Here is a 26,400-nt window from a genome sequence, read left to right as displayed (position 1 = left end):
ACTCAAAAAAAGCCCGGATATTTCCGGGCTTTTTCACACGTATTGATTTATCAGCCGGCCTTTTCCCATGATTTGCGGCAGACGGGAAAGAGAGCGCTTACGTTTTTCCTCATGTACTTTCTTTTCTGCGGCTGCGGTATTTTCCTGGCGGCGCTCCACCTCTCTGTACAACCTGTCATTGGCGAGGGCGGCCGCTTTCGTAATGCCGGCGTAATCAGGCTTATAACCCGCTGCCCGGTTTGCGTATTGAGAATACTGCTGGTTTTGAATCCGTCCTGCATAAATCATATGTACCCCTCCCCTTCGCTTTTCATTTCCCTTAATCTTACTTTTTGAAACGCGGTTCTTTTGTTATGATATTCTTTGTCTATCAAATGGATGAACACCTTTTAATGGGAGGACCCCTTTTTGAAATGCGCCCGACTGAATAACCGAACGATACATTTACATACATATTCCAGAGAACATTACCAATTCCTTTTTGAAGAAGCTCAAAAAGGAAATATTTTTTGCGCACATTGTGACCAGCCCGTCTTGATGCGGCTTTCGATTTTAGAGCAGCCGGCATTTTATCACCGGCAAAAGGGAGACTTCACCGCCTGTGAAAAAGCATGCGCGGCCGAGGAACCGCAAGCGGAGAAAGAAAAAGAAGAGTATAAGGAAGCCGGCATGTTCCGCCTGCCGAAAGGAAAAGCGATTTCAGAGAATCCGAAACCGATCGTCTCAGAATGGAAAAGCCCGAAAAAAGTGCCTGCGGCCGAACCGTTTTCACCAACATCCGAGGCGGCTGATACATCTTTGTTTCCCGGCATCGGCCTGAACCGTGAACAGATGAAGGCAGTTACTGAAACGGACGGGCCTTTATTAGTGCTTGCCGGAGCGGGAAGCGGAAAAACGAGGGTGCTGACAGCACGCGCCGCCCATATGATTGAACACCTCGGCATTTCACCTGAGAATATGCTGCTTGTGACCTTTACGACAAAAGCCGTCGCCGAAATGAAAGAGCGGATGGCGAATGAGTACGGTCTGGCAGCCGGAAAAGTCTCCCGTCTCGTGACCGGAACATTCCACAGTTTTTTCTATAAAATACTCTATCATTATGATTCTTCAAAATGGAACGGCAGCCAGCTTTTAAAAATGGAGTGGCAAAAAGAGCAATATGTGAAAAAGGCGCTCTATGAAGAAAATTTGGATGAAAAAGAGTTTCCCGTCGACCAGGCGCTTCAGCTTATCGGCTGCTGGAAAAACACGTATCTCCCCCATGAGACCATTCCGCTTGCGGACGACTGGGAGAAAAAAGTGTACAGGCTCTACGAACATTACGAACGGCAGAAGCGGGAAAAACGGCAATTTGATTTTGATGACATGGCACAAGGCTGTTATGAACTGTTTCAAAGCCGGCCTGATATTCTCGCGCAGTACCAAAACAGATTTTCTCATATCTTGATTGATGAGTTTCAAGATATCAACCCTGTTCAGTACAACATTATGCAAATGATCGCAAGTCCTGAGAATAACCTGTGCTGCGTGGGTGATGACGACCAATCCATTTATGCGTTCCGCGGCAGCAGCCCGTCTTTCATTCTTGATTTTCAAAAGGATTATCCGGCAGCAAAGACCATTTACTTAACGGCAAATTACCGATCGCCGCATCCGATCGTCTCAAGCGCTCATGCCGTCGTAAAGAAAAATAAAAAACGGTATGAAAAAACACTTTCTGCCGTCAAAGACGGCGTTCACAATCCCGTGATGTTTTATCCTTACGATGAAGAAGAAGAAGCGACCATGATTGTTTCAGATATGAAAGAGAAAATTCAAAACGGGGCGAGCCCTGACGATTTTGCCGTGCTTTACCGGACAAACAGCGCCGGACGGGCCATTTATGAAAGACTGCATCAATCATCGATTCCTTATCATGCCGACCGGGGCGTTCAGACGTTCTACAGCCGCAGAATCGTACGCCAGATCCTCGCCTACTTATATGCGAGTCAGAATGAAGATGATCCGGATGCGGTGAAAGACCTGCTGCCCGCCTTATTTTTAAAGCAATCCGCCCTGCAAACGTTAAAGGCGCTGTCAATCACGGAAGATTGCACGATGATTAAGGCACTGACGAAACTGCCTGACCTGAAGCCTTTTCAAATAGGGAAGATCAAGCAGATCGTTCCGTTTTTCGCAAGCATCCGAACAATGAAGCCGGTTGAAGCCATCACCTTTGCAGAAAGCAAAATGGGTTTTTCCGAGTATTTAAAAAAACGGGGCAATGAGGGAAACAAACTGGAAAAAGGCTCTGATGATCTCAGGGATGTCAAAGTGGCCGCCAAAAAATTCAAAACCATTCCCGATTTTCTTGCGCATGTCGATCATATGCGCGCCGCTGAGAATCTGAAAACCGATGAAAACGGCGTCGAACTGCTGACCATTCATCGCTCTAAAGGTCTTGAATTCAATACGGTCTATATTTTAGGCGCGGCTGACGGCTCGATCCCCCATGACTTCGCGCTTGAGACGGCGAGACAGGGCGATCCCGCTCCGCTCGAAGAAGAAAGACGGCTTCTGTATGTCGCAATGACAAGGGCCATGCAGCATTTATATGTATCTTGTCCCGCGTACAGGCGGGGAAAAACAGCGCGCAGCTCAAGATTTCTCGAGCCCCTTCTTCGGACGGACAGACGGAGCGCACTCAGGATATAAAGAACCCGGCAGATCACTGCCGGGTTCTTCTCACATAAAAAGGCCTTTTTAGCAAGGCCGTCTGACGCCTATTTATTGTTCAGCATTTTAGAAATGGTGCCAAAATCAAGTTTCTCTTTACCGCTTGTAATAGATTGAACGATTTTGTCTTCCAATTCTTTCGGAACACGCTTGTTAGCCAGCTGGGACACCTTCTGAATGACGCCCCTCACCGTGTTTTCATCTTTGAAATTGGCATTTTGCAATGATCCTGCAAGGTTCATGACATCCTTCATGCTGACGCCTGTTTTCTTCTCAATATTTTTGAAAAATTGATTATCCATGGTGTGCCTCCTTTTGTGGAGTAATACGATATTGTATGAATAAAGAGCGGAACATGTGCCCGTAAGACAAGGAAAAAATTCCGAGTGCCCCGTCTCTATACGCCTTCATACATCAGGGAAGCACGGGACTGAACGGTCCCGCGCTTATCCAAGGTCTTGCTAAGGTTTAGCCAAAAAAGGATGCACCGACAATGATCAGAAGGATGAACAATACGACAACAAGAACAAATGTTGAGCCGTATCCGCCTCCGACATAGCCGCCTCCGTATCCGCCGCAGCCGCCATAACCGCCGTAGCCGCCGCCGAATCCGCCATATCCGAATCCCATATCTAAGCACCTCCTTTACTCTCTATACACTATGTGAGCCGACTTGTTTGGCTTGGATAAATGCATAGGGCCGGTGCGGATTTCATTCATTTTAGTGAGAATGCTCATTTTTCTTCAGTTTTGCTTCTGTTTCGGCGGCAAACACATCTATCCATTCCTCAAAGCGCGATCCCGCTTCATCAAACTCAGACAGCTGTTTTTCAATAGATAAGATATATTTGTCATGCTCCCGCTGGTTTTGATTGTGCCGGCGGTATTTACCGTTTATGAATGATTCAAATATATTCATAACATCCCCTCCTCCTATGATCTATGCCGAACAGAGGCCGGCGTTCGGCAAAAAACAAAAAAACCGGAAGCTCCGGTTTTTTAGAGAACGGCTATTTCGGTTTTTTCTTTTGGCCGCAGCCGCAGCCTTTTTTCTTAATTTTTTTTTCGTAAGGCTGATGCACAGTTGTTTTGTATGGAGAATGTTGGGAAGGTTTGCTTGATTGATTCATGGTGATCCTTCCTTTCCTTATGTCATATATGCCAGTTTATGCCGAAAGTGACGGTAAGTTGCTGGTGGAACCGCCTTATTCCTGCAGAAGACGAGAAACCGCAGCTTCAATGATCCCGGCCGCGCCGGCTATGGCTAACAGCAAAATCAGCCATTGCGCAGCCTCGGGTACCAAAATCTGCGCCGCAATTAAAAAGGCCGCGCACCACACGCCCGTACACCAGTAGCAGCTGAGAAGTTCACCGATAAATGCCCTGATACCTTTTCCTTTTATGACAATGTAGGTTTCTGTCGTGCCGTCTGGTGCGGTTTCTGTTTTTTCCTCGTGAAAAAGGCTCCGAAGCGGCGCCATAATGGTGTCAAATACGAAAAGCCTGGCCAGCCGGAAAACGGCAAACGATAACAGAATAAATGAAAGCCAATTGATAACCACCTGTTCACTCCTTTTCAAAACTTGACCTCTTTATACATATGCGAAAACCCTGATCTTCATGAATCGCACCTTGTCCGGTAAAAAAATAGGTGCGATTTAGTTGTTTTTCTTATTCCGCTCGGCGTTTCATTTGCATTATATAAAGTATGAATGAGAAAGGAGTGAAGGTTATGTCGTTTGAAGAAAAAGTCGAAACACTGCAACCTCAAATATTCGAACAATTATCCAACGAATTCGAGCAGAAGATCGAAGTGATTGATTGCGAAAATGTCACAATAGATACAACACTTATAACGGCCGCTCTTTCAATACAAGCTTCAGTTACTACGGCGATTATCCTTGCGACACAGCTCGCGATCGCAGATGAAGACACAGCCGACCAAATGGCAACCGAACTGCTGATCCTCGATGATTGCCAAATAAAAAAGCGAACCCTCATTCAAGTCATTAACAGCCGCAATGTCAAAATCACACTGACTGCAGACGATATCATGGCCTTTGTACAAACTTTGTTTCAATTATTAAATATACTTTTTGCTGAACTAGACATCCTTTAACCTTTCTTTTCAAATATTTAAACAGAGGTGAGAACAAATGGCAGATAACGAAAAATTAAAAAAAGAACTCGAAAGTCTACCAGAAGTGGATCCGCTTTTAAAAGTGCTTGTCAGCAATGTCTTCAAAAAACACGGCGTGACAAAGGATAAAATGCGGGATATCCCTGATGAAGAAAAAGAAATGCTGATCGCATTAGTCAAAGACATGCAGGCGAAATCAGAAGCTTTTCTTGAAAGCCAGAGACAGAAAAAAGAGCAGGAAAAAGCGCAAGAACAGCAGACAAATCCAAAAACCCGCAGAGAACAATTAATCGAACAGCTCCGGCAAAGACGCCAAAATCCCGGTCAATAACTAAAAAATAGTGATTTTTATCAGGATAGATGCCTGAGTCAAAGTAAGGGGCCGGCTCATTTAATATTAGTAAAAGAAAAGGAGGAATAGATATGGAAAGCAGACCATACTCTTGGGTTGCACTTGATCCTGAATGCGAACATCCGCGAGAAGAAAAAGAAGAAAAAGAAGGCAGAAGATGCAGTGTTTGCTGTAACGGAAACGGATTCGGCGAAGATAATGCCTTCATCGACCAGGACCTGGCTCAAGCGAATCTCAACAAACAAGTTTCTGAAGAAGCGATTATTATCAGAGACTCTTGTGATATTAACGTAACGTCAACAGACGTTCAAGCAGTCGCTTCAGTCATGACAGCTCTTAATGCAGCAGTCGTAACGGCCACTCTCACTTCAATCGCTGACGGAGTCATTGCTGAATTGGTCGCACAAGACTTATTGCAGCTAACAGCTAACAAACAAATCAACCGTCAAAAACTGCTCATCGAAAACTCCCGCGGCGTAAACGTGACAACAGTAGATGCCGATATCGCAGTGTTGATCTCAACAGCGACAAATACACTGGTTGCCATCTTAGTCATCACCCTGATCCTCTAAAAAGAAAAAGCAGAGCTAAAAATGCTCTGCTTTTTCTTATTTTCTCCGCATATGATGAATATATAGACGTTCACCCACACCAAGTGAGGCTCGCGTACATATGTTGTTAAAGACAAAAGTCAAATACCCTAAAAGAAGGAGCTGAAATCCATGAGCTGCGGAAAACACCATGGCCGAGATGAAAGTTGTGTATGCGATGCAGTCGAGAAGATTTTAGCAGAACAAGAGGCTGTTGAAGAACAATGCCCGACTGGATGCTATACCAATCTGTTAAGCCCGACGGTTACCGGTAAAGATACCATCCCGTTTCTCTTGTTTGATAAAAAAGGCGGTTTGTTCTCCACATTCGGGAACGTCGGAGGCTTTGCGGATGACAGCCAGTGTTTCGAGTCTATTTTCTTCCGGGCAGAAAGAGTTTGTGATTGCTGCGCAACGCTTTCAGTATTGCGCCCCGTAGATGTGCACGGCGACACCCTCAGCGTCTGCCATCCTTGTGACCCGGATTTCTTCGGTTTAGAAAAAACAGATTTTTGCATTGAAGTTGATCTGAGCTGCTTCAGCGCCATTCAATGCCTTTCACCGGAGCTTGTTGACCGGCCTGCGCCGCACAAAGAGAAAAAGCATCACGGATAGTCATTGATTCGCATCTTTCCTAAAGAAGAATCCCCTTCCAACCTTCTATTACAGATGCAATCATCAGCCCGCCCGGACTTCCGGGCGGCTGACTCTCCGATATCGTTTAATCCGGTATATAAAACGTGAAGTCAGGAGGGATATTATGAGCAAGCATACAACATACTGTGTGCGTGAAGCGGTAGAAAATATTGAAGACCTGCAAAATGCGGTTGAGGAAGATTGCCCGGCCGGATGCTATTCCAACCTTTTATCGCCGGGTTTTTCATTAGGCGATACAGTGCCGTTTGTGCTTTTCACTTCTAAATCATCACCGTTTACCGCATTCGGAAATGTCGGCGAGCTGGATAACGGTCCGTGTTTTAACACCGTTTTTTTCAGAGTTGAAAGGGTCTGTGACGGCTGTGCCACATTAAGTCTGCTTATTGCTTTTGACGAGCATAAGCACATTCTTGATTTTACAGATAAAGACTCTCTCTGCGATGTATTCCGTTTAGAAAAAACGAACTATTGCGTTGAAGTCGATCTCCATAGCTTCTGCGCCATCAATTGCCTGAACCCGAGACTGATCAACCGCACACATTCTTAAATCAAAAAGCATAAAAATAAGCTGCCGGATTAAAGAATTCAGGCAGCTTTTTGTATGGTTAAAATCCAAGCGGATGCAGCGAGGTAATATCGTCTATTGCGAGTTCTGCCGGCGCTCCGTTGCTTGTCGTCCGCAGGAAGATCGCATTATTTTTTCTGCCGACGATTACGCCTCTGTAGGTTTTCCCGTTGGCTTCTATCAGACAAAGGGTCCGCGGCATATTATGCGGCAGCTTCGTTAAGAAATCAATTTTTTCAAGAATGGACATTCTGCTCATCGGCTTTTTCACGCGCTTTGGCGGAACCTTTTCCTCTGGGGCGGCATTGTGAACCGCTTCAGGCTCTTTTTCAACGGCATCAGGCTCTTTTTTAGAGGCGTCAGGCTTGGCAGTGTCCTGCTCCGCTTGCGCCGGAACTTCTTGAACGGCTTCTTCTGCGCGGCTGTGCTGTTCAGGTACTTGCTTTTCTGGTTCGACAGCCACTGCTCCTTCAGGCTGAGTTTTACATTCTTCCTCCCGCTTTCCATACATCGGCTCTTCTTCCGGCGGCTGAGGCGCTTTCCTTTTTTTGATTAATATGTCCTGCATTGATGATTGCGTGTCTGAATAATCCGCCTGAACAATATACATGAGCGGTTTTTTTTCCGCGTTTCTGTTTTGTTTTGACATCTTCATCCCTCCGATTCTGTCATGTTTTATTTATATGACGGAATGATTAAAATCAGAAGAAAGAAAAAAGCAATCCCTGAAAGGGACTGCTTGTTATTTAACGTGCGGTAATATGGAATCCTGAATCAACGTGAAGATTTTCGCCCGTGATGCCTCTTGACAGGTCACTGAACAAGAATGCAGCCGTGTCGCCCACTTCTTCAGGTGTTGTCGTGCGGCGCAGCGGCGCGCGCTCTTCAATTTCTTTCAGGATAGAGTTGAAATCACTGATTCCTTTTGCAGACAGCGTACGGATCGGCCCTGCTGAAATGCTGTTGACGCGGATGTTTTCTTTTCCTAAGTCAGCGGCTAAATATCTGACGCTCGCATCAAGAGACGCTTTTGCCACACCCATTACGTTATAGTTTGAAACGACGCGCTCTCCGCCGAGGTAAGTGAGTGTAACGATGCTTCCGCCTTCAGTCATAATCGGACGCGCCGCTTTTGCGACTGCTGTCAGAGAGTAAGAACTGATGTTATGCGCAAGCAGGAATCCTTCGCGGTTCGTATTTAAATATTCGCCGACAAGCTCTTCTTTGTTTGCGAACGCGATGCAGTGCGCAATGCCGTGAATCACGCCGACCTGCTCTTTAATGCTCGCAAAGCAAGTTTCGATCTCAGCGTCATTTGTCACATCACACGGAAGGATGATGGAATCATTTCTTTCTAATGTAGCCGCAAGGTCATGAACTGATTTTTCCAAGCGCTCTCCCGCGTAAGTGAAAATGAGGCGCGCTCCGGCTTCATGCAGCGAACGGGCGATTCCCCATGCGATACTGCGTTTATTGGCAACGCCCATCACAACGATGTTGCGGCCTTCAAGTGAGAAATTCATATGTATAAAGCCTCCTGTAATCGTCTTAAAGACATAGTTTTAGTACCTGATCTTAATTTTTATCATATCATAACCTTGTCCAGATTGAAAGCATGGGAAAAAGACCGCGGATGTTGAAGCGGTCTCTTTTTTATCTCGTCTGCAGACTGTTCCTTTTAAAGGCAAAATGATTGGTCGGGCCGTGTCCCGCTCCGATGCCGAGCGTATGTTCCACGGCTTCCCGCACAAAATTGACGGCTGTCTCAAACGCGGTCTGAATGTTTTTCCCCTTTGCCGTTTCCGCCGTCAGCGCGGCTGCGAACGTGCAGCCTGTTCCGTGGGTGTGTTTCGTGTCAATATAAGCGTGGCTGATTTGGGTAAAAGACGAACCGTCAAATAATAAATCAACGATTCTCCCCTGTTCAGGCTGATGTCCGCCTTTTATGATGACATGCTTTGCACCAAGCTTGCAAAGGCGTTCGGCCGCTTTTTTCCGGTCCTCAAACGTGCGGATTTCCATTCCCGTCAATACCTCAGCTTCCGGAACATTCGGCGTCACCGCATAGCTGCGCGGAATTAACAGCTCTTTTAACGCGGCCTGAGATTCCTCACGCAGCAGGGAAGCGCCTCCTTTGGCAATCATGACGGGGTCGGTGATGACATGATCAAGCCCGTACTGATCCGTTTTTTCCGCAATTTCCGCAATCATTTCCGCGCTCCACAGCATTCCCGTTTTTACAGCGTCAGGCCGCAAATCTTCCGCCACCGCGTCAATCTGGCTGCCCAGCGCTTCCCGGGTGAGCGGATAAATGCCGTGAACACCCAAAGTGTTCTGGGCGGTTACCGCTGTAATGGCTGACATCCCGAAAACGCCGAGCTCCTGAAAGGTTTTGAGATCCGCCTGTATACCGGCGCCGCCTCCTGAATCTGATCCGGCAATCGTCAATGCTTTGCATATGCTCATGATGTTTTTCTCTCCTTTCGCATTATCCGATCCATTTATGATAAAAGGATTTCGCTCTGCTGATATCACTTGTGCCGTGTATTAATGCTCTGCCGTCACGAAACAGTACCATCTTGAAATTGTCTGTGCAAAACGAAATTAAATACGGGTTGGCTGAAACATCAAGCCCTGTCCGTCTGAGCTGTCCCGCAAGTTTTTGCAGATCAACCTGTTCGGAGATCCCCGTTCTGATCTGCACCGTGTTCCGCCCGCACAGAACCGCCGCTTTTGTCTGATTTTCATAGGATAAAAACGGAAATTCGTTTGTGCCGCAGCTTGGGCAATCAGCCGACTTAAGACGGGCGACGTTTATTTCTGACCGTTCATTTTTCCATAAATCAAAGGAACGGAGAACATGCTCGATAGATCCGCCCGTTAACAGCTTCAGCGCATCTGCTGCCTGAAAAACGGCCGTCTGCAATACAGCCGGGCTGATGATTCCCGCCGTATCGCATGTCATACCGCCTAAAGGCAATGTTTCAAGCAGACAGTGAAGGCACGGCGTGACACCAGGAATGACGGTAAAAGAGAGCCCGTAGCTGCCGACACAGGCGCCGTACAGAAAGGGAATTCCTTTCTGTACAGCCGCATCGTTCACAATCAGCCTCGTTTCAAAGTTGTCGGCGGCATCCACGATGAGGGAGGCGCCACGAATCAATCCGGGTGCGTTTTCCGCAGTGACATCCATGACAAATCCCTCGACCTCTACATCGCTATTTATAGATCGAAGCCGTTTTTCAGCCGCCGCGGCTTTCGGCATTTCCTGTCTGACATCATCTTCAGTATAAAGCTGCTGGCGCTGAAGATTACTCCACTCCACATAATCTCTGTCAGCGATCGTTACCTTCCCGATCCCTGCTCTGACAAGCATCTCCGCACTTGCCGTCCCAAGCGCACCCGCGCCGATAATCACGGCGTGAGACGACCGGAGCTTCTCTTGGCCGGAGGGACCGATCGGCTGAAACAGCTCCTGTCTGGAATATCTGTCCGTCATACCGGAAGACCGTCTCGCGGACTGCTTGCAGTTCCGTAATCTTTCACCGGAATTCTCCCGGCTTCATAAGAAAGGCGGCCCGCTTCTACGGCAAGCTTCATCGCCCTGGCCATTTTGACCGGATCATCAGCGCCTGACACAGCGGTATTTAACAGCACACCGTCTGCCCCGAGCTCCATCGCGTAGGCGGCGTCTTTTGAAGATCCGACGCCGGCATCGACAATGACCGGCACCTTCGCCTGTTCAATGATAAAGGATAGATTCAGCGGATTTAAAATTCCCTGACCGGAACCGATCGGCGAAGCGCCCGGCATAATGGCATGCACTCCGAGCTCCTCAAGACGTCTTGCGAGCACGACATCGTCAGACGTATACGGAAGCACGATAAATCCCTCTTCGAGCAGCTGTTCTGATGCTTTCAGCGTTTCAACCGGATCAGGCAAAAGTGACCGGCTGCATCCGATGACTTCTACTTTTATCATGTCACAAAGCCCTGAAGCTTTGGCAAGCCTTGCGATTCGGACCGCCTCTTCAGCCGTTGCGGCGCCGGCCGTATTCGGCAGAAGCGTGTATTTAGACAAATCAAGCTGTTCGAGAAAGTTAGGCTGAGACTCTTCAAAGATGTTCATCCGCCGCACCGCAAAGGTTAAAATATCTGATTCCGAGACAGCCACCGCCTCTTTCTGAATCTCAAAACTCGGATATTTTCCCGTTCCTAACAGCAATCTTGACTGAAACTGTTTTCCGCCTATTGTTAACATCCTCATCCGCCTCCTACAAAATGGACAATTTCTATGACATCGCGGTCACACAAACTTGTATTTTCATAATTCTTTTTTTCAATAATTTCTTTATTTCTCTCCACAACTACGATTCTTTGATCGAGCTGGTACGATTCAAGCAAATCCTGAACCGTCCCCTCATTTCGATTCCAATCAATTTGTTTTCCGTTCAGCTGAAGGATCATATATGAACAGCCTCCTTGCGATCAATTCGAAACGCTTCTTCCCATTCCTGTTTGACTTGTTGCCCCAAGATTATATCCCGCACCATTTCAGCCGTTGCCGGCGCCAACAGGATGCCGTTCCGAAAATGGCCGGCGGCGAAGATGATGCCGCTGTCTTCAGGATGCCGCCCGATAAACGGCTTTCCGTCTCTTGTTCCCGGCCTGAGACCCGCCCAAAACCGGTCTATTTTCATATGTTCGATGGCGGGAAGCATGGTTTTCGCTTTTGCAATGACGGCCTCAATTCCTCCGATGTCAGGCGTATCGCTCCAGTCACCCTGTTTCATCGTGGCGCCGATGACAAGCCGGCCGCTTTTTCTCGGGACAACATAACAATGATCATGGTAAAGGGTTTTGGTCAGCGTGGTATCGTCATTCCACACGGAAAGGCATTCTCCTTTCACAGGAAAAAAAGGCTGTCCCAAGCCGAGCTGGCTGAAAAACCGGCCGCTCCATACCCCGCTTGCAACTGCGACTTTGTCAGCATAAACATCCCCGCCGGACGTTGTGATGCAATATTCTCCGTTCACCCGTTTTACGGAGGTGACTTGTGTATGCTCATATATATCAGCGCCATAGCGCCGCGCCCCTTTTGCATACGCTTTGCAGACATAGTACGGTTCGACATGGATATCGTCTTTTATAAAACTTGCGCCGAGAATGTCTTTTGAAGCGTAAGGCTCTTTTTCAAGGGCATCTTTCGCTGAAAGCCAGGTGACGGAAGGCAGATCATCCATCTTCCGTAGACGGGCGATATCTTCTTCGGTATACGCCAGTTTAAGCATTCCGCCGTTATGGCGCCTGATGTCAATGCCGCAAGCTTCCTCAAGCTCTTGCCCCGCCGCTTCATACAGCCTTTGACTGTGCATGGCAAAATCAAAAAACGCATCCCGGTTTTCACATTCCGCATGAGCGCCCAGCATTCCCGCGGCAGCGCTTGTCGTTTTTCGGCCGACTTCTCCGGCTTCAAGCAAGACAACGTTCTGCTGCGTCTTCGCCAGCTCATAAGAAATGGCGCACCCGATAATTCCGCCGCCGATCACCGCCGTATCATAGTGCTTCTTCATAATCGGCCTCCCTTACCGCGCGTGCATACCGTTTTGCCGCCTCCTCAGGATTTTCAGCTGAGAAAATACCTGACATGACGGCAATTCCGTCCGGTTTCGCCTGCTTTGTGTGTCCGATCGTCTGCAGTGTCATTCCGCCGATTGCGATGACGGGGATGGAAAGCGTGCGTTTGATCTCTGAAAGCAGGCTGATGCCTCTTGCTTCAAGTCCTTGTTTACATTCGGTTTCAAATACATGGCCGAACACCACATAATCCGCATCTTCCTTTTCAGCTTGGATGGCTTCTTTCAGCGAATGAACCGAACGTCCGATATGAAGATGGGGAAATCTGCTTCGCACCTGCTTTACGGAAAAGCTGCGGGACGGAAGCTGAACACGGTGTATATTGGCAAAAAGCGCGATATCCGCCCTGTCATTGATGATCAATTTGTCCTTATCCGCACCGCCCTTTTTCAAAAGGGACAAAAGCTGCATGATTTCTCCCGCTGTTTTATCCCGCTCACGGATATGTATAAAGCTTACTTCGCGCTGAATCGAAAGAATATCCTCGGCCAGCTCGGCAACGGGTTTGCGATTATCAGTTACCGCGTGCAGCTCCAAAAGATTCCACCTCTTTTCCGCCCTTCTCGGACCAGCTTTCTTTTTGATAGGCCATTCCCCAAAATTGATATTCATAATAGCTTGAAATCACAAAATTCTCTTTCATTTTCGCGCGGATGTCCTCTGTGCTGTTTTCAGCAATCTCGTCAAAACGGCTGATCTGTTCTTCGACTTGCTGTCTGAACCAGTCTCCGCCGTATGTACCGATCCATTTTTCATAAATCGGATGCTCCGGTTTGCACTCTTTTAAGTGTTCGCCGACTTCATAATAAAGCCAATAACAGGGCAGAAGCGCAGCTAATATTTCTCCAAAATTGCCGCTCATCACCGATCTGTACATATGAGACGTATAAGAATAGGCGGTCGGTGCCGGTTTAAATGCCGCACGCTCTTCTTCCGTAATCCCTAAAAGCTCCGTAAACTCGCGGTGCAGCGCCATTTCCGCTTCATATGTCCCTTGAGCGTGGCCCGCCATCCTGCCCGTCGTAAACAAGTCTTCGGCATATGCGGCGCCGAACGCCTGAACTTTTGCAAAATGCGTCAAATAGTAGGAATCTTGCAGCACGTAATAGCTGAAACGGTCTATCGGCAGGCTTCCGTCACCGATTCCCGTTACAAACGGATGAACAAAACTTCCGTCCCACCATTCGGCAGCCGCCAGTCTGCATTCTTCAGAAAATGTCATCATGTCTTCCCCCCTGTTAAAATAAAAAAACCACTTTCCCGCATCGGAAAAGTGGTTTGGAATTTAAATGGATAAAAGGAACCCCAAAAAAATACCGCTCCACTTCCCTACGCAGGTCTGAACCTGTTCAAGTTATGAGGGTCTAAAAGTCTCACTTTTATCTCAGCCCTTATGAAGGACACCCCTAGTGGTCATACGATTAATGATTTATTTGTTATGCCTTCTATATTATCACGAATTGCAATTTGGTCAAGCTTCAAGAATTTTTCTCAGTTCCGACACGTAGTTGCGCGAGCCCGTGACGATGAGACGGTCTCCTGTTTTCAGCCGCGTGTCTCCGTGCGGAACGATGCTGTCCACACCTCTGAATATCCGGACGAAAATCACATCGCCCATCAGCGGAAATTCCCGCAGAATGATGCCGTTATACGCCGGGTTTTCCAGATTGATCTGATATAACGAAGACTCCTCATTCGTCAGGAGGCTCATCACGCCCGGCGCCTCAATTAATGCGCGCAAGAGCGTCTTTGTAGACAGAAGGATAGAAAAAATACTGATGCCCTCTTCTTTCAGTTTTGTTTCATGCTCAACCGAGCCGACGCTTGCGATGATACGCTCAGTCCCTTTCTCTTTCGCTATTAAGGCGATTTCGGCGTTCACATCTTCATTTCCCGTCGCCACGACAAGAATATCCGTTTTGAAAATACCGTGCGACTCAAGCGTGCCGGGCTCGTAATCAGAAATCGTGTCAACCGAAAAAACGGATTCCGCAAGCGTTTCCCCGGCATTTTCCTGATACACATGGACGACCCGTACTTCATATTCCTCTTCAGGCAATTCCAGCGTAACCGGAAGCGTCATTTGGTTGGCCCCGATAAATGTAATGCGCTTTTTTTCCTGCGGCGCACTTTGCCGTTTGTATAATTTCTTAAAGCCGATCGGCGTGATGATGCTGGCAATAACCGCAACTAAAGTCAGCGCGCCGGACATATTGGCGCTGATAATGTGGAGCCTTTCTCCGATCGTAGCCGCCGCGATAACAAGCGACAGCGTGGACGTCAGCAAAAAGCCCGAAGCAAACACGGTTCTTTTGTCATACCATTTCTTTAAATAAAACACCGGGAACATTTTGCTGATAAACAGCGCAAGCAGAAGCAGCGGAATCATCGTTAATGTTTTCGGATCTTGGAAAAGCGTCCAAATGTCCAATTTCACCCCGACCATGACGAAAAAGATCGGAATTAAAAACCCGTAGCCGAATGAATCCAGCTGTTCCACCATTTCTTTATTCGGAGACAGAAGCGATACCAGAACGCCTGCCAAAAACGCGCCGAGAATATTTTCCGCCCCGAGAGATTCCGATAAAGCGACAAGCACGATAATCAGTGTGAAAATGGCTCTCGTCCCGATCTGCACGGTGCCTTTGGACATCGACTGCACAAATGAACGGTGTTTAAAGATCCTGCCGAAGAAATACAGCACGACCCCCGCGGCAAAGAGAATCAACAGAAGCCACATATTTCCGCTGTCTTCTCCGTAAAGAGAAGAGAAGAAAGCGAGCAGAATCATCGTAGCCAAGTCCGCGATAACGGCGACAAGCAGGATGATCTGGCCGATATTGGAGTTCATGATCCGTTCTTCCTTTAAAGTCGGGACCACCACACCGAGTGATATCGTCGAAATAATAAGCGTCATTAAAAATGCGTTTTGTATAAAACCAGCTAATACAAAGGCATAGGACAGCAGCAATGATAAAATAAAGATGCCGAAAAAGATAATCAGTGCGGCAGAAAACGTGTTGGGCGCTTCCTTGCCATTCGGAAGGAATTGTTTTTTCTTCCCTTTCTCAAATGAAGAAAAATCAATTTCCAAGCCGCTTAAAAACATTAAAAAGATAAAGCCGAGAACAGACAGCGTCTCCAGCCACGTATCTCCCTGAACGACAAGATTCAGGCCGCTTTTTCCGATAATAAGCCCCATGATGATCTCCGCGACGACGACGGGGATGCTGAGCTTAAACCGATGTAAAAGGAGCGGCGTCAAAAAAGCGACGATCAGAACGACGACTAAAGATGCGACTGATGTGTGTTCCATTCGTAAATACCTCCTTAAAACAAGGGTTATAAAAGCCCGCTTAAAGCGGGCGAAACCTTACTTTTTTTTAAAAACATAACGCATATTCTAACAAGGCTGAACGCGAAAAAAAAGTGATAAGGCTTTATTTCTTTAATTCTTTTTTTAATTTGTGCAAAAACACCGTAATTAGGTATAGGAATTAGCCCCATAATAAATAAAAATAAAAAACCGTTAATAAGGAGGCTGACACGAATGGCTTATGACATCATCAGCGATATACACGGATGTTATGACGAAATGATCGCGTTAATGCAAAAGCTCGGATATGAAGTCAAAGACGGAACGCCCGTTCATTCTGAAGGCAGGACGCTTGTCTTTGCGGGGGATTTAACGGACAGAGGCCCAAAATCCGTAGAAGTGATGCGTTTTGTGGCAAAAGCATATGAAAAAGGAGCCGTCCGTTATGTCCCGGGAAATCATTGCAACAAACTGTATCGTTACTTAAAAGGAAACCCCGTAAAAGTGATGCACGGACTGGAAACGACGGCAGCCGAACTGAAAGAGCTGTCTCCCGCCGACAGAACGGAAGTCTCCAGACAATTTATCCGATTATATGAGTCAGCACCGCTTTATGACATTTTACATAATGGCGATCTCATTGTCGCCCACGCCGGCATAAAAGCTGACGATATCGGTAAATACTCGCGTAAGGTAAAAGAATTTGTTCTGTACGGCGATATCACGGGTGAAACGTATCCCGACGGCAGGCCCGTCAGAAGAGACTGGGCCGCCGCTTATGAAGGCAAGGCATGGATTGTTTACGGCCATACCCCGGTAAAACGCCCCCGGATCGTCAACCGTACAATCAACATTGATACAGGATGCGTCTTCGGCAATCAACTGACAGGCTTTCGCTTTCCGGAGCATGAAACCGTCTCTGTGGAAAGCTCAATGCCCTATGATGCTTCACGATTTCGCGAGGATCACGGCAGGGAGGCATGAAAAAAAGCCCGAAACCGGTAAACGGTTCGGGCTTTACATGTGTTCAATTAATGTTTTCATATCGTCAGGCACCGGAGCGTGAAAAACGAGCGTTTCTCCGGTCATGGGGTGTACGAATGAAAGCCGCTCACTGTGAAGAGCCTGCCGCGCAATTCCCTCATTTTTTCCGCCGTACAATGTATCACCGACTAAAGGATGGCCGAGGTAGCTCATGTGCACCCGGATTTGATGCGTCCGCCCCGTTTCCAGCCGCAGGGCTGCAAGCGTAAACGCATGTCCCGATTTTTCCGTTTGAAAATGCGTCACCGCTCGTTGTCCCTCCGGCGTTACCATCCGCTCAATAATACTGTCGTGTTTTCTTCCGATGGGCGCGTCCACCGTTCCTTCCTTCTGCATCATGATCCCGTGTACGACAGCGAGATACCGCCTGCTGACAAGCCCCTTCTTCTGCGCTGCCGACAAAAGAGAATGGGAAAGCCGATGTTTGGCGATGAGCATCGCCCCCGATGTATCCCTGTCAAGGCGGGTGACAAGATGAACCGTTGATTGTACGCCGCTTTTTCGGTAGTGGCTGATCACTCCGTTAGCGATGCTTTCCGACGGGTGTTCTCTTGATGGAATTGAGGAGACATACGGCTGTTTATTGACCACAAGCACATGGTCATCTTCATAAAGAATATCAAGCGGAACCGGCTCAGGCAAAAGCGTTTCACTCACATGCTCCTTCGGAAATTCAATCTTAAGCACATCTCCGTCCGTTAACACGGTGCGGACGGTTACATGCTCTCCGTTCACAAGCAGGTCTCCCCCGCCGAATTTAATGTCAGCGAGAAGCCGCTTTGAAATGCCGAGCTGCGCCGTATATTCTTTTACCGTCATGCCAGCTTCCCGGGCAGTCATGTTCTTTTGGATAAAAAAGTTGTCCAATCCGTTTCCTCTTTCTATTCGCCTTTTCCGATAAAGGAATCCTGCACCCTTTTCCAAAACGGAAAAGGACGGAATCTTGCAAATCTGACTTTTTCATTTGCCACACGGCATAGAATGGACTTCACATCCTTATGCAGCAAGGTTAAATGATCAATTGTGACTTGAAAGTCGACGTCGTTTCTCGGTTTGATGACACAGTTATGATGATCGGGAAGCAAAAGCGGCGAGCCGACAGTCCTGAACACTCTGTTGTTGATGGATGCCATTTCCGCAAGCTGAATCGCCCTGATGGAAGGGTGGATGATTGCGCCGCCTAACGCCTTATTATAAGCCGTGCTTCCGGAAGGTGTGGACAGACATAAACCGTCTCCCCTGAACGTTTCAAACAGCTGGCCTTTAATTTCCACGTCAGCGACGAGACTGCCTTCTATGCTTTTGATCGTACATTCGTTCAAAGCCAGATACCGCTCCTCACGCTCTTCATCATGATAAGTGACAATCACCTCAAGAAGGGGATACTCCACGGTATGATACGGCGTTTTGGCAATGGCCAGAACGAGCTTTTCTATCTCCTGCGGAACCCAATCGGCATAAAAACCCAAATGCCCCGTGTGAACTCCGACAAACGCCGTTTTATCAAGACGGTCGCTGTACCTGTGAAATGCGTAAAGAAGCGTTCCGTCACCGCCGACGGAAATAACGATTTCCGGCTCTTTTTCATCCAAGGTCATATCAAAATCGAGTAAATACGCCTGTATTTTGCTTTTCAGTGTATCTGAAACCTCGTCTCCTTTTGAAGAAACGGCAAATTTCATGCCATTCCCCTCCTTTCCTACTGGTGGTCTCCCGCTTTTTTCTTTCGCGAGAACGCGGCTTGGGCTTCCTGGATTTCTCCGCGGATTTCTGACATTTCTTCATCGAGCCGTGATGCGGCTTCTGAGGCCCGCTGCAGCCTCAGCTTTACTTTTTCGGGAATGTTCCCGCTGTATTTGTAATTCAGTGAATGCTCAATGGTTGCCCAAAAGTTCATGGCAAGCGTCCGAATCTGTATTTCCACAAGAACGTGCTTTTCTCCGGACGTTGTTTGTAAAGGATATAAAACGACAAGGTGGTAAGACCGATATCCGCTTTCCTTATGCTCTGCTATGTAATCCCGCTTATCGACAACGGTAAAATCTTTTCTGGCAAACAGCATATTTTTGACGATCTGGATATCATCGACAAATTGGCACATAATACGCAGCCCCGCGATATCCTGCATCGTTTCAATCTGATGAAGCGGTATGCTTTTTCGTCTCGCTTTTTCAAGTATGCTCGCCACCGGCTTCACGCGGCCTGTCACAAACTCAATCGGTGAGTGGTCATCTTCATACTCATAAAGGGTTCTGACGCCTTTCAGCTTCACCTTTAATTCTTCAACAGCCTGGCGGTATGGCGCTAGAAATTGCTCCCATTGTTTGTCATCCATCGTACATCCCCCAATTCCGAACCTGTTCTAAAGAAATACGCTTTTCACTTTTTCTTCCATATCTCCGTAGTTTGCATTATCTTTAATATTTTCAAGAAGATAATCGAGTTCTTCATGCAGCCCTGAAAGTTCAACCATTTTTCCGCCGGCCTCAAGGACCGCCGGTTTTCTTTGGTCTAAGGCTTTTTTCAGATCCGGCCAGATATGTTCTTTTATAATGACATATTCAAAAGAGTCAGCTGATTCAAGTATGTATACAAAAGCAAAGTGATCGGAATCAACAAGCATTTGACCTGAGGCTTTGCGTTCCGCTCCGCTTAAGTCCTCTCCGCACTTCAAGCGGAGCGCGTCTTCTGTTAATGATGCATTTTGGATTTCAATTCTCTTTTGCATAATGTTCTCCTTTTTTAACAAAGTACAGCATTTATTTTATCATATCAAGGTCGATATTGATAAACGTAACCTCTAAAGAGATAATGGGAATTATACAATTTTTCGTCCTGAAAGGAAGACTGTCATGACCCAAGAAATAGAAATTGAATTCAAAAACCTGCTGACAAAATCAGAATTTCTGAAGCTGAGTGAAGCACTCTGCATGAAAGAACATGATTTTAAACAGCAGGTCAATCATTATTTCGACACGAAAGATTTTTCCCTGAAACAAAAAAAATCAGCACTCCGCATCCGAGAAAAAGACGGCGCGTTCGTTCTGACGTTAAAAGAGCCTGCCGCGGTCGGTCTGCTGGAAACCCACCAAGAGCTTGCGGCACCTGATCTTGACGTCTTCAAGATTCCGGAAGGCTCCGTCAAACGTCAGCTGGAAGGTCTCGGAATCAATTCAGAACACATTTGCTATTTCGGGACGCTGTCGACCGCACGCGCGGAAAAAGAATCAGAAAAAGGCTTAATCATTTTAGATCACAGCCGATATTTAGAGAAAGAAGACTTTGAATTGGAATTCGAAGCTGCTGACTGGGATGAAGGAAAACGGGCGTTTGAACAATTGCTCAAGCAATTCGGCATCCCAGAGCGGATCACGAAAAATAAAATCCAGCGTTTTTATGAACAGAAACAAAAAAAGGTGGAATGACACAGTGAATATAACGAATTGGGCGGCCCTTCTCCAGTTGCAATCAGTGGCGCTGCAATCAATCTCTCATACAAGCACAGCTTCAGGCGGACAATCTTCAGAAAGCCCGCTTGCCAATTTCAGCGCGCTTCTCAGCCAGTATACGGACACAGCCGTCCGGCAGCAGCCGGAATCAGGAATTTTAAACGGTGTGCGGACCGCTCACGCTTCATATTCACCGAGAATTCCCGTTTCATCCGGCTCCGCGGCTGCTTCACAGACCGCTTCCCCGGGCATAAAGTCTCCGGATGCGGCATCTGATATCAGCACCGGAAACTTTTCAATAGACAGCGCTATTCAGAAAGCGGCCGAAAAATACGGAGTGGACGAAAAGCTGATCCGCGCGGTTATTAAACAGGAATCAGGCTTTAATCCGAAAGCGGTCAGCGGTGCGGGGGCAATGGGACTGATGCAGCTCATGCCTTCCACGGCAGAATCACTCGGGGTGTCAAACCCGCTTGATCCCGTCCAGAACGCTGAGGGCGGCACAAAGTACTTAAAGCAGATGCTCACGAAATACGACGGAAATGTATCTCTGGCGTTAGCCGCCTACAACGCAGGCCCCGGCAACGTAGATCGGTACGGAGGCATTCCGCCGTTTAAGGAAACACAGCAATATGTTAAAAACATAACCAAACAGTATTACGCGTAAACCAGAGAGGCTTCCTTCGCCCTCTGGTTTTTTTGCGGAGTGAAATCTTACACATGAATGAAGGCGATGTGATATGATATGAAATACAAGCGCCTGACAGAAAGGCACTTTGTTTGTAGAAATAAAATGTTATTGCTAAAATATACAGTAACTGAAGATAGTAAAACTGAAAGATAAATTCGCAATGGGAATTATGATTCCTATTAGCCATATAAAGGAGTAGTCAACATGGGACAATCGTTTAACGCACCATATGAAGCGATTGGAGAGGAACTTCTATCGCAACTTGTTGATACTTTTTATGAGCGTGTCTCGTCTCATCCCTTGCTGAAGCCGATATTTCCAAGTGATTTGACTGAAACGGCCAGAAAACAAAAGCAATTTTTAACCCAGTATTTGGGCGGACCTCCTCTTTATACTGAAGAGCACGGACACCCCATGCTCAGGGCAAGGCATCTCCCCTTTCCGATTACGGACGAGAGGGCTGATGCGTGGCTAAGCTGTATGAGCAAAGCGATGGATGATGTCGGGCTGGAGGGCGATATTCGTGAATTTCTGTACGGGCGTCTGGAACTAACGGCCAGGCATATGGTAAACCAGGCAGAAGCGGAGGATCGATCATATTGACGAATTATCAGCATGAGCAATACTTCGCCCATTGCCACGGACATCCAAAAAAACCGCTCGAAATTTACATGTTTGTCGACCCTTTATGTCCTGAATGCTGGTCGCTGGAGCCCGCCATAAAAAAATTAAAAATCAAATACGGACGTTTTTTTACGCTGCGGATCATTGTTTCCGCGAGCATTACATCGCTGAATAAGCAAAAGCGGAAAAAACACCTTCTTGCCGAAGCTTGGGAAAAAATTGCGAACCGTTCCGGGATGCCCTGTGACGGAAGCCTTTGGCTTGAGCAAGATCAGCCTCTTTCATCGCCCTACCTTGCCGCACTCGCTTTAAAAGCGGCCGAACTGCAGGGAAGAAAAGCGGGCATTCTGTTTCTCCGCAGCATGCAGGAAAGCCTGTTTGTTTCCAAGCAGAATATTACGGATGAAGACGTTCTTTTAGAAATTGCCGAAAAGACGAAATTAGATGTTGAAGAATTCAAGCGCGACCTCCATTCGCAAAGCGCGGTAAAAGCGCTTCAGTGCGATATGAAAATCGCGGCGGAAATGGATGTCACCGTCAACCCGACATTGACGTTCTTTAACAGCCTGCATGATGATGAAGGGCTGAAGGTTCCCGGCAACTATTCTTATGACGTGTACGAAGAGATCTTATTCGAAATGCTCGGGGATGAACCGAAGCCTTCTGAAACGCCGCCTTTGGAATGTTTCATTGAATATTTCCGGTTTGTCGCATCGAAAGAAATCGCACTCGTTTATGATTTGAGTCTAGAAGAAGTTGAAAAAGAAATGAAAAAACTGGCATTCGCGAAAAAGGTCGCCAGAGTGGAAGCAAAGCACGGTCTGTTTTGGAAGTCTCTTTCCGGCACCCAGGAGGATGTCACCTGTTGTGATCATTAAAAAAAGCTGATTCCTTACGGAGCCGGCTTTTTTTGTGCAAATAAAGAAACCGCGCCGGGATAAGCGCGGTTTCATATGTCTTAACGACAACAAAGGGGATGGGAGAAATTTTTCACGGTCAAACAAAGGGGTAATGTTTGTTTGTGATCAATTTCACATCCTTATCATATCAAATCTTGTCGAGTTTTGACAAGCCATAAGATTAATGTTCATATTTTTGTCACAAAACATAACTGACTGCTTGTTTTCATAGAATATATCAATGAAAAACAAGGAGGGAAATCAATGCTCCTCACCGTATTGATCATCGGAATGATTGTGTTTTTCTTCTTTTTAAATCTGCTGGCCATGATGCACATGCTGCCGATTTACATTACATCTCCCCTGCTGTTTCTGTCCATATTGTTTGCCTTGTACCGGCTGAATCACAGAAAAACGTTTAAAGGGTTTTAGAAAAAGCCTGCGCAACTTATGCACAGGCTTTTTTGAATTACGAAGGGTTCACTTTCGAAAGAAGCTCTTCCATTTCGTTCAGTTTCTCTTCAAACATTTTGCAGGCCGCCTCGATCGGTTCAGGCGATGTCATATCGACTCCCGCTTTTTTCAGTATGTCGATCGGATATTCCGAGCTTCCCGCTTTTAAGAATTCGGTATAGCGCTCCACCGCAGGCTTGCCTTCTTTTAAGATCTGGCTGCTCAGCGCTTGGGCCGCACTGTAGCCTGTCGCATATTGATACACATAATAATTGTAATAGAAATGCGGAATTCTTGACCATTCCAGACTGATTTCTTTATCAATCACCATGTTGTCACCGAAATACTTTTTATTCAGATCATAATAAAGTTCGTTCAGCAGTTCAGGCGTTAGCGGCTCGCCTTCCTGCGCTTTCGTATGAATCAGATGCTCAAATTCAGCGAACATCGTCTGTCTGAACACTGTGCCTCTGAATCCTTCAAGCATGTGGTTGAGCAGGTACAGACGCTGTTTTTCATCCTTTAAGCTGTTCAGCATATATTCACCGAGCAGCGCTTCATTAGTCGTTGAAGCGACTTCAGCGACAAAAATGCTGTAGTTACCGTACGGATACGGCTGATATTTTCTCGTATAGTAGCTGTGCACGGAATGGCCGAACTCGTGAACGAGCGTAAACAGATTATTGACATTATCATGCCAGTTCATCAAGATGTACGGATTCGTGCCGTATGTACCGGACGAATAAGCACCGCTGCGTTTTCCTTTGTTTTCGTATACATCGACCCAGCGGTTTTCAAGTCCTTCTTTTAAAATAGACGCGTATTCCTCGCCCAGCGGAGCAAGTCCTTTGAGCATATAATCTTTCGCTTCCTCATATGTGACCTTCATTCCCGAATCTTTTACAAGCGGTGTGTAAAGGTCATAAATATGGACTTCATCAAGGCCGAGAACCTTTTTCCGCAGGTCAATGTAACGGTGTAATAACGGAAGATGTTTATTGATCGTTTTAATAAGGTTATCGTAAACTTCTTCAGGGATGCTGTTATTGGATAAAGCCGCTTCCCGTGCTGATTTAAACTTTTTCACACGGGCGTAAAAATTATCTTTTTTCACAGTGCCGCTGAGTGTAGTCGCCATCGTGTTTTTATACTGTCCGTATGTTTTATATACGGCTTCAAATGCGTTTTTACGGACTTCACGATTGCTGCTTTCCAGGAAATTAATAAAGTTGCCGTGTGTGATTTGAGTTTCCTTGCCGTTTTCATCTTTAATCGACGGAAACGTAATATCGGCGTTATTTAAAACGCTGAATGTATTGGAAGGCGACGACAGCGCTTCTGAGGCTTCCGCAAGCAGGGCCTCTTCTTGTTCGCTCAGCACGTGCGGACGCTGTTTTGTAATTTCTTCAATTGCATGGGAGTAAAGCTTAAGCTCCTCTTTTTCCAGAATAAACTGGTGCAGCTTGTCCTCCTGAATCGCCAGAATTTCCGGTTCAATGTAAGCAGTCGCGCTGGCAGCCTGAGAATACAGGCTTGCGGCTTTATCGTTCAGCCCTTGGTAGAAAGAATTTCCCGTATCCTGGTCTGAGCGCATATGCGCGTATGCATAAAGTTTCCCAAGGCGGTTCGTCACTTCATCCTGTGCCGTAAGCGCAGCGTATAAATTATCAGCCGAATGAGCAAGCGTGCCTTTAAAAGAAGATAAATTCGGAATTAATTCTTTAACTGCTTGAAATTCTTTATTCCAGGCCTCATCACTAGGAAAAATATCCTCTAGTCTCCATGTATGCTCTGCCTTTACATCACTTCTGTCAGGCAGCTGTGCTGCTTTATTTTCCTCAGTCATGGTGATCCCCCTCGTTTTCTTTACTTCAAGCCAATTGAAAAAACGATTGTTTCTCCAAAAACTTGTGTTGTGATTATCTTCCGGCTTTTCACTGCCTTTTGTCAAATCATATGCGGCATATAAGACCGAGCATACCAATAATACAGTGAAAAAACGAAAACAAAATGCTTGTACGCCCCTCACATTCGCCACCACCTTGACGTTAGGGTGAACGAAATGAAGCATTCTCATTCCCCAAAAAAGAGCAGATCCCGCCGGCGCAGCTCTTCTGCCGTTTGAGGGAGCTTCCGTTGAGATGAGGGCATATATACTTCATTCTCAATTTCCCTTAAAAAATCCTGCAAGCATAAGAAATCAGCATATTGTTTTACCGCCATTCTGATAAGGCTATCTTGTGAACCATACCGCATCCGGATCTCCTTATGCCTGATTTTTTGCCGTAAATCATGAACCATGCCGGATAATCGGATCGGCGCGCCTTTTTTAGAAAGTTCCGCAAGCCGTAAGTATAAATGGCCCTGCCACACAAAAACAGGACTTGCAAACACAAAGCCCGCTGAAACGGGAATAAACACTTCAGATGGGAGAAATGGAAATGCAACCTGATGTCTTTCGTAAAAAAGACGCCGGATAAGATCGGCATCTTCTGATAAAAACCGCCCGCTTTTGTTGCGGAAGCCGGCTACGGCACGTCCCCACGAGGGAAGTCTGACGCTGTGCCGCCCTTCCGGATGACAAATGTCTTTCAGGTTTGCTTTGTGAAGAGGGATTGTGGTTAAGCCGGCATAAGAATAGCCGGTGTAAAATGGAGTGATGGAATGCAGCCTGTAAAAGGAGCGGGCGTCGGGGCAGTAAAACAGTAAGGAGGAAAATGAATTGACTTCAAAGAACTGCCAGTGAAAAGCAGAAAGCCGGAAAAATTGCGCGGCCATCCGTTTTAACCGTTTTGCCCCGATGATCCAGACCGGCCGGTACCCGGCGTTTTTCAGGCCTGCCGTCCGGCTCTTTAAAGAGTCCGCCGAAAGGTTCGCACATTGAAATTCAAAAGCCAGCCTCTCGTCTCCGCTTTCTGCCGTCAAGTCAGGCCGCTGTCCCGCGGAAGTCAGATACGGTTCCAGGCTGACACTGCACCCTTGTGTCTTTAGCCAGAGAAAAAGCTGTCTTTTTCCTTCAAGATGGTATTCGCTTTCAGGTTCGGATTCCCCGGGACACAGCCTGCTTTTTTTATGAGCGAAGTGCGGCAGTTTCTCCCGTCCCAGTTTGATATCAAGCTCACTTTTGCAAACGGGGCAGAACCAGCGTTTCTTTCTCAGCTCCGCCGCTTTTTCCTTTGAATAGCTTCCGGCCAGCTGAATGAGCCGTCCATCGGCAGTCACAGCACTGAACATGTTGCATCTTCTCCTTTCCTGAATCTTGTTGTATT

The 26,400-nt window shown here is 46.9% G+C and carries 33 protein-coding genes and 1 riboswitch; of the genes, 12 read left to right on the top strand and 21 right to left on the bottom strand.

Translation table 11 applies throughout. The annotated features are described in order from the left end of the window. Positions 1-33: 33 nt before the first annotated feature. Entirely contained in the window at positions 34-288 is a 255-nt protein-coding gene (locus G4O42_RS05900; RefSeq protein WP_032874485.1) for a hypothetical protein, read from the bottom strand. A 120-nt stretch (positions 289-408) separates the two neighbouring features. Between G4O42_RS05900 and G4O42_RS05895 the strand changes: the two genes are divergently transcribed. Next, entirely contained in the window at positions 409-2,694 is a 2,286-nt protein-coding gene (locus tag G4O42_RS05895; protein WP_032874483.1) for an ATP-dependent helicase, read from the top strand. A 68-nt stretch (positions 2,695-2,762) separates the two neighbouring features. Here G4O42_RS05895 and spoVIF read toward each other — a convergent pair whose 3' ends face one another. From spoVIF to G4O42_RS05875, 4 genes are all read right to left on the bottom strand, one after another. After that, positions 2,763-3,017: a sporulation-specific transcription regulator SpoVIF gene (gene spoVIF, locus G4O42_RS05890; RefSeq protein ID WP_003154986.1), complete on the bottom strand. Its 255-nt coding sequence runs from the start codon at positions 3,015-3,017 to the stop codon at positions 2,763-2,765. A gap of 166 nt (positions 3,018-3,183) precedes the next feature. Further along, entirely contained in the window at positions 3,184-3,345 is a 162-nt protein-coding gene (locus G4O42_RS05885; protein WP_007610678.1) for a YjcZ family sporulation protein, read from the bottom strand. 91 nt (positions 3,346-3,436) lie between these two features. Next, positions 3,437-3,634, bottom strand: coding sequence for a hypothetical protein (locus G4O42_RS05880; RefSeq protein ID WP_012117306.1), 198 nt, complete (start codon positions 3,632-3,634; stop codon positions 3,437-3,439). Between the two features lie 286 nt (positions 3,635-3,920). Continuing rightward, positions 3,921-4,277, bottom strand: a complete 357-nt coding sequence (locus G4O42_RS05875; protein ID WP_032875197.1) for a DUF1360 domain-containing protein — start codon at positions 4,275-4,277, stop codon at positions 3,921-3,923. 170 nt (positions 4,278-4,447) lie between these two features. On the opposite strand from G4O42_RS05875, the gene G4O42_RS05870 reads away from it, so the two are divergent. The 5 genes from G4O42_RS05870 (at position 4,448) to cotZ (ending at position 7,001) form a co-directional block, all read left to right on the top strand. Further along, positions 4,448-4,834, top strand: a complete 387-nt coding sequence (locus G4O42_RS05870; RefSeq protein WP_014417436.1) for a spore coat protein — start codon at positions 4,448-4,450, stop codon at positions 4,832-4,834. 37 nt (positions 4,835-4,871) lie between these two features. Continuing rightward, positions 4,872-5,186 carry a hypothetical protein gene (locus G4O42_RS05865; protein WP_032874481.1) on the top strand — a complete coding sequence of 105 codons (315 nt, stop codon included), beginning with the start codon at positions 4,872-4,874 and terminating at the stop codon, positions 5,184-5,186. Positions 5,187-5,278: 92 nt separating this feature from the next. Continuing rightward, a complete protein-coding gene (cotX, locus tag G4O42_RS05860; protein WP_014417434.1) occupies positions 5,279-5,779 on the top strand; it encodes a spore coat protein CotX in 501 nt (166 codons plus the stop codon). Positions 5,780-5,929: 150 nt separating this feature from the next. Further along, complete coding sequence (locus tag G4O42_RS05855) at positions 5,930-6,412, top strand: CotY/CotZ family spore coat protein (protein WP_029973132.1); 483 nt, start codon at positions 5,930-5,932, stop codon at positions 6,410-6,412. 145 nt (positions 6,413-6,557) lie between these two features. Further along, entirely contained in the window at positions 6,558-7,001 is a 444-nt protein-coding gene (gene cotZ / locus G4O42_RS05850; protein WP_003154997.1) for a spore coat protein CotZ, read from the top strand. A gap of 58 nt (positions 7,002-7,059) precedes the next feature. On the opposite strand, the gene G4O42_RS05845 is transcribed toward cotZ, so the two are convergent. The 10 genes from G4O42_RS05845 to G4O42_RS05800 all read right to left on the bottom strand — a co-directional run bounded on the left by G4O42_RS05845 (position 7,060) and on the right by G4O42_RS05800 (position 15,971). Beyond that, positions 7,060-7,668, bottom strand: coding sequence for a CotO family spore coat protein (locus G4O42_RS05845; protein ID WP_032874479.1), 609 nt, complete (start codon positions 7,666-7,668; stop codon positions 7,060-7,062). Between the two features lie 97 nt (positions 7,669-7,765). Beyond that, entirely contained in the window at positions 7,766-8,542 is a 777-nt protein-coding gene (gene fabI / locus G4O42_RS05840; protein ID WP_003155001.1) for an enoyl-ACP reductase FabI, read from the bottom strand. 130 nt (positions 8,543-8,672) lie between these two features. After that, the gene (thiD, locus tag G4O42_RS05835; protein ID WP_007610664.1) at positions 8,673-9,485 is read right to left on the bottom strand and encodes a bifunctional hydroxymethylpyrimidine kinase/phosphomethylpyrimidine kinase; all 813 of its coding nucleotides are present in this window, start codon (positions 9,483-9,485) and stop codon (positions 8,673-8,675) included. 22 nt (positions 9,486-9,507) lie between these two features. Continuing rightward, entirely contained in the window at positions 9,508-10,518 is a 1,011-nt protein-coding gene (gene thiF, locus G4O42_RS05830; RefSeq protein WP_032874478.1) for a thiazole biosynthesis adenylyltransferase ThiF, read from the bottom strand. After that, a complete protein-coding gene (thiG, locus tag G4O42_RS05825) occupies positions 10,515-11,285 on the bottom strand; it encodes a thiazole synthase (RefSeq protein WP_007610655.1) in 771 nt (256 codons plus the stop codon). The genes thiF and thiG overlap by 4 nt, the downstream gene beginning before the upstream one ends. Continuing rightward, the gene (thiS, locus tag G4O42_RS05820) at positions 11,282-11,485 is read right to left on the bottom strand and encodes a sulfur carrier protein ThiS (protein ID WP_007409096.1); all 204 of its coding nucleotides are present in this window, start codon (positions 11,483-11,485) and stop codon (positions 11,282-11,284) included. Before thiS ends, thiG begins: the two co-directional genes overlap by 4 nt. Next, positions 11,482-12,591: a glycine oxidase ThiO gene (gene thiO, locus G4O42_RS05815; RefSeq protein WP_032874476.1), complete on the bottom strand. Its 1,110-nt coding sequence runs from the start codon at positions 12,589-12,591 to the stop codon at positions 11,482-11,484. Before thiO ends, thiS begins: the two co-directional genes overlap by 4 nt. Beyond that, positions 12,575-13,192 (bottom strand): thiazole tautomerase TenI, encoded by a 618-nt coding sequence (gene tenI / locus G4O42_RS05810; protein ID WP_012117296.1) that lies wholly within the window; start codon positions 13,190-13,192, stop codon positions 12,575-12,577. The genes thiO and tenI overlap by 17 nt, the downstream gene beginning before the upstream one ends. Beyond that, positions 13,170-13,877, bottom strand: a complete 708-nt coding sequence (tenA, locus tag G4O42_RS05805; RefSeq protein WP_032875194.1) for a thiaminase II — start codon at positions 13,875-13,877, stop codon at positions 13,170-13,172. Before tenA ends, tenI begins: the two co-directional genes overlap by 23 nt. 87 nt (positions 13,878-13,964) lie before the next feature. Next, positions 13,965-14,073, bottom strand: a riboswitch (TPP riboswitch). Between the two features lie 53 nt (positions 14,074-14,126). Then, entirely contained in the window at positions 14,127-15,971 is a 1,845-nt protein-coding gene (locus G4O42_RS05800; RefSeq protein WP_007610641.1) for a monovalent cation:proton antiporter family protein, read from the bottom strand. A gap of 234 nt (positions 15,972-16,205) precedes the next feature. On the opposite strand from G4O42_RS05800, the gene prpE reads away from it, so the two are divergent. Next, on the top strand, positions 16,206-16,955 hold the full coding sequence (gene prpE / locus G4O42_RS05795; protein WP_007610630.1) for a bis(5'-nucleosyl)-tetraphosphatase PrpE: 750 nt from the start codon (positions 16,206-16,208) through the stop codon (positions 16,953-16,955). 33 nt (positions 16,956-16,988) lie between these two features. Here prpE and G4O42_RS05790 read toward each other — a convergent pair whose 3' ends face one another. The 4 genes from G4O42_RS05790 to G4O42_RS05775 are packed head-to-tail and all read right to left on the bottom strand — an operon-like array spanning position 16,989 to position 19,743. After that, on the bottom strand, positions 16,989-17,882 hold the full coding sequence (locus G4O42_RS05790) for an RluA family pseudouridine synthase (protein WP_032874474.1): 894 nt from the start codon (positions 17,880-17,882) through the stop codon (positions 16,989-16,991). A gap of 14 nt (positions 17,883-17,896) precedes the next feature. Continuing rightward, entirely contained in the window at positions 17,897-18,697 is an 801-nt protein-coding gene (locus G4O42_RS05785; protein WP_003155018.1) for an NAD kinase, read from the bottom strand. A gap of 17 nt (positions 18,698-18,714) precedes the next feature. Continuing rightward, a complete protein-coding gene (gene yjbM, locus G4O42_RS05780) occupies positions 18,715-19,350 on the bottom strand; it encodes a GTP diphosphokinase (protein ID WP_007610625.1) in 636 nt (211 codons plus the stop codon). A 27-nt stretch (positions 19,351-19,377) separates the two neighbouring features. After that, positions 19,378-19,743 carry a UPF0738 family protein gene (locus tag G4O42_RS05775; protein ID WP_032874472.1) on the bottom strand — a complete coding sequence of 122 codons (366 nt, stop codon included), beginning with the start codon at positions 19,741-19,743 and terminating at the stop codon, positions 19,378-19,380. Between the two features lie 124 nt (positions 19,744-19,867). Here G4O42_RS05775 and G4O42_RS05770 point away from each other — a divergent pair, with 124 nt between their 5' ends. The 5 genes from G4O42_RS05770 (at position 19,868) to G4O42_RS05750 (ending at position 23,110) form a co-directional block, all read left to right on the top strand. Further along, the gene (locus G4O42_RS05770; protein ID WP_032874470.1) at positions 19,868-20,440 is read left to right on the top strand and encodes a CYTH domain-containing protein; all 573 of its coding nucleotides are present in this window, start codon (positions 19,868-19,870) and stop codon (positions 20,438-20,440) included. Between the two features lie 4 nt (positions 20,441-20,444). Continuing rightward, positions 20,445-21,131 carry a lytic transglycosylase domain-containing protein gene (locus tag G4O42_RS05765; protein ID WP_032874468.1) on the top strand — a complete coding sequence of 229 codons (687 nt, stop codon included), beginning with the start codon at positions 20,445-20,447 and terminating at the stop codon, positions 21,129-21,131. Positions 21,132-21,359: 228 nt separating this feature from the next. Continuing rightward, a complete protein-coding gene (locus G4O42_RS05760) occupies positions 21,360-21,758 on the top strand; it encodes a globin domain-containing protein (protein WP_032874466.1) in 399 nt (132 codons plus the stop codon). Further along, the gene (gene spxH / locus G4O42_RS05755; RefSeq protein WP_032874464.1) at positions 21,755-22,657 is read left to right on the top strand and encodes a protease adaptor protein SpxH; all 903 of its coding nucleotides are present in this window, start codon (positions 21,755-21,757) and stop codon (positions 22,655-22,657) included. Before G4O42_RS05760 ends, spxH begins: the two co-directional genes overlap by 4 nt. Before the next feature lie 285 nt (positions 22,658-22,942). After that, a complete protein-coding gene (locus G4O42_RS05750; protein ID WP_032874462.1) occupies positions 22,943-23,110 on the top strand; it encodes a hypothetical protein in 168 nt (55 codons plus the stop codon). Positions 23,111-23,147: 37 nt separating this feature from the next. On the opposite strand, the gene pepF is transcribed toward G4O42_RS05750, so the two are convergent. Further along, positions 23,148-24,977: an oligoendopeptidase F gene (gene pepF, locus G4O42_RS05745; protein WP_087920792.1), complete on the bottom strand. Its 1,830-nt coding sequence runs from the start codon at positions 24,975-24,977 to the stop codon at positions 23,148-23,150. A 227-nt stretch (positions 24,978-25,204) separates the two neighbouring features. Further along, positions 25,205-26,365, bottom strand: a complete 1,161-nt coding sequence (locus tag G4O42_RS05740; RefSeq protein ID WP_032874460.1) for a competence protein CoiA family protein — start codon at positions 26,363-26,365, stop codon at positions 25,205-25,207. Positions 26,366-26,400: the final 35 nt, after the last annotated feature.

The organism is Bacillus sp. LUNF1, assembly GCF_011008975.1.
In the GTDB taxonomy this organism is placed as follows: domain Bacteria; phylum Bacillota; class Bacilli; order Bacillales; family Bacillaceae; genus Bacillus; species Bacillus velezensis.
Note: the sequence above shows the minus strand (reverse complement) of the source record. Positions and strands in the feature narration are given on the sequence as shown.

What these genes read in the sequence shown, in the direction of transcription:
- G4O42_RS05900 (WP_032874485.1), bottom strand. Translation starts at nt 288, where the DNA reads ATGATTTATGCAGGACGGATTCAAAACCAGCAGTATTCTCAATACGCA.
- G4O42_RS05845 (WP_032874479.1), bottom strand. Translation starts at nt 7,668, where the DNA reads ATGTCAAAACAAAACAGAAACGCGGAAAAAAAACCGCTCATGTATATT.
- G4O42_RS05870 (WP_014417436.1), top strand. Translation starts at nt 4,448, where the DNA reads ATGTCGTTTGAAGAAAAAGTCGAAACACTGCAACCTCAAATATTCGAA.
- G4O42_RS05855 (WP_029973132.1), top strand. Translation starts at nt 5,930, where the DNA reads ATGAGCTGCGGAAAACACCATGGCCGAGATGAAAGTTGTGTATGCGAT.
- G4O42_RS05740 (WP_032874460.1), bottom strand. Translation starts at nt 26,365, where the DNA reads ATGTTCAGTGCTGTGACTGCCGATGGACGGCTCATTCAGCTGGCCGGA.
- yjbM (WP_007610625.1), bottom strand. Translation starts at nt 19,350, where the DNA reads ATGGATGACAAACAATGGGAGCAATTTCTAGCGCCATACCGCCAGGCT.
- thiS (WP_007409096.1), bottom strand. Translation starts at nt 11,485, where the DNA reads ATGATCCTTCAGCTGAACGGAAAACAAATTGATTGGAATCGAAATGAG.
- G4O42_RS05800 (WP_007610641.1), bottom strand. Translation starts at nt 15,971, where the DNA reads ATGGAACACACATCAGTCGCATCTTTAGTCGTCGTTCTGATCGTCGCT.
- cotX (WP_014417434.1), top strand. Translation starts at nt 5,279, where the DNA reads ATGGAAAGCAGACCATACTCTTGGGTTGCACTTGATCCTGAATGCGAA.
- G4O42_RS05785 (WP_003155018.1), bottom strand. Translation starts at nt 18,697, where the DNA reads ATGAAATTTGCCGTTTCTTCAAAAGGAGACGAGGTTTCAGATACACTG.
- thiD (WP_007610664.1), bottom strand. Translation starts at nt 9,485, where the DNA reads ATGAGCATATGCAAAGCATTGACGATTGCCGGATCAGATTCAGGAGGC.
- thiF (WP_032874478.1), bottom strand. Translation starts at nt 10,518, where the DNA reads ATGACGGACAGATATTCCAGACAGGAGCTGTTTCAGCCGATCGGTCCC.
- tenA (WP_032875194.1), bottom strand. Translation starts at nt 13,877, where the DNA reads ATGACATTTTCTGAAGAATGCAGACTGGCGGCTGCCGAATGGTGGGAC.
- pepF (WP_087920792.1), bottom strand. Translation starts at nt 24,977, where the DNA reads ATGACTGAGGAAAATAAAGCAGCACAGCTGCCTGACAGAAGTGATGTA.
- thiG (WP_007610655.1), bottom strand. Translation starts at nt 11,285, where the DNA reads ATGAGGATGTTAACAATAGGCGGAAAACAGTTTCAGTCAAGATTGCTG.
- G4O42_RS05760 (WP_032874466.1), top strand. Translation starts at nt 21,360, where the DNA reads ATGGGACAATCGTTTAACGCACCATATGAAGCGATTGGAGAGGAACTT.
- fabI (WP_003155001.1), bottom strand. Translation starts at nt 8,542, where the DNA reads ATGAATTTCTCACTTGAAGGCCGCAACATCGTTGTGATGGGCGTTGCC.
- G4O42_RS05885 (WP_007610678.1), bottom strand. Translation starts at nt 3,345, where the DNA reads ATGGGATTCGGATATGGCGGATTCGGCGGCGGCTACGGCGGTTATGGC.
- prpE (WP_007610630.1), top strand. Translation starts at nt 16,206, where the DNA reads ATGGCTTATGACATCATCAGCGATATACACGGATGTTATGACGAAATG.
- G4O42_RS05880 (WP_012117306.1), bottom strand. Translation starts at nt 3,634, where the DNA reads ATGAATATATTTGAATCATTCATAAACGGTAAATACCGCCGGCACAAT.
- G4O42_RS05750 (WP_032874462.1), top strand. Translation starts at nt 22,943, where the DNA reads ATGCTCCTCACCGTATTGATCATCGGAATGATTGTGTTTTTCTTCTTT.
- G4O42_RS05770 (WP_032874470.1), top strand. Translation starts at nt 19,868, where the DNA reads ATGACCCAAGAAATAGAAATTGAATTCAAAAACCTGCTGACAAAATCA.
- spoVIF (WP_003154986.1), bottom strand. Translation starts at nt 3,017, where the DNA reads ATGGATAATCAATTTTTCAAAAATATTGAGAAGAAAACAGGCGTCAGC.
- thiO (WP_032874476.1), bottom strand. Translation starts at nt 12,591, where the DNA reads ATGAAGAAGCACTATGATACGGCGGTGATCGGCGGCGGAATTATCGGG.
- cotZ (WP_003154997.1), top strand. Translation starts at nt 6,558, where the DNA reads ATGAGCAAGCATACAACATACTGTGTGCGTGAAGCGGTAGAAAATATT.
- G4O42_RS05865 (WP_032874481.1), top strand. Translation starts at nt 4,872, where the DNA reads ATGGCAGATAACGAAAAATTAAAAAAAGAACTCGAAAGTCTACCAGAA.
- G4O42_RS05775 (WP_032874472.1), bottom strand. Translation starts at nt 19,743, where the DNA reads ATGCAAAAGAGAATTGAAATCCAAAATGCATCATTAACAGAAGACGCG.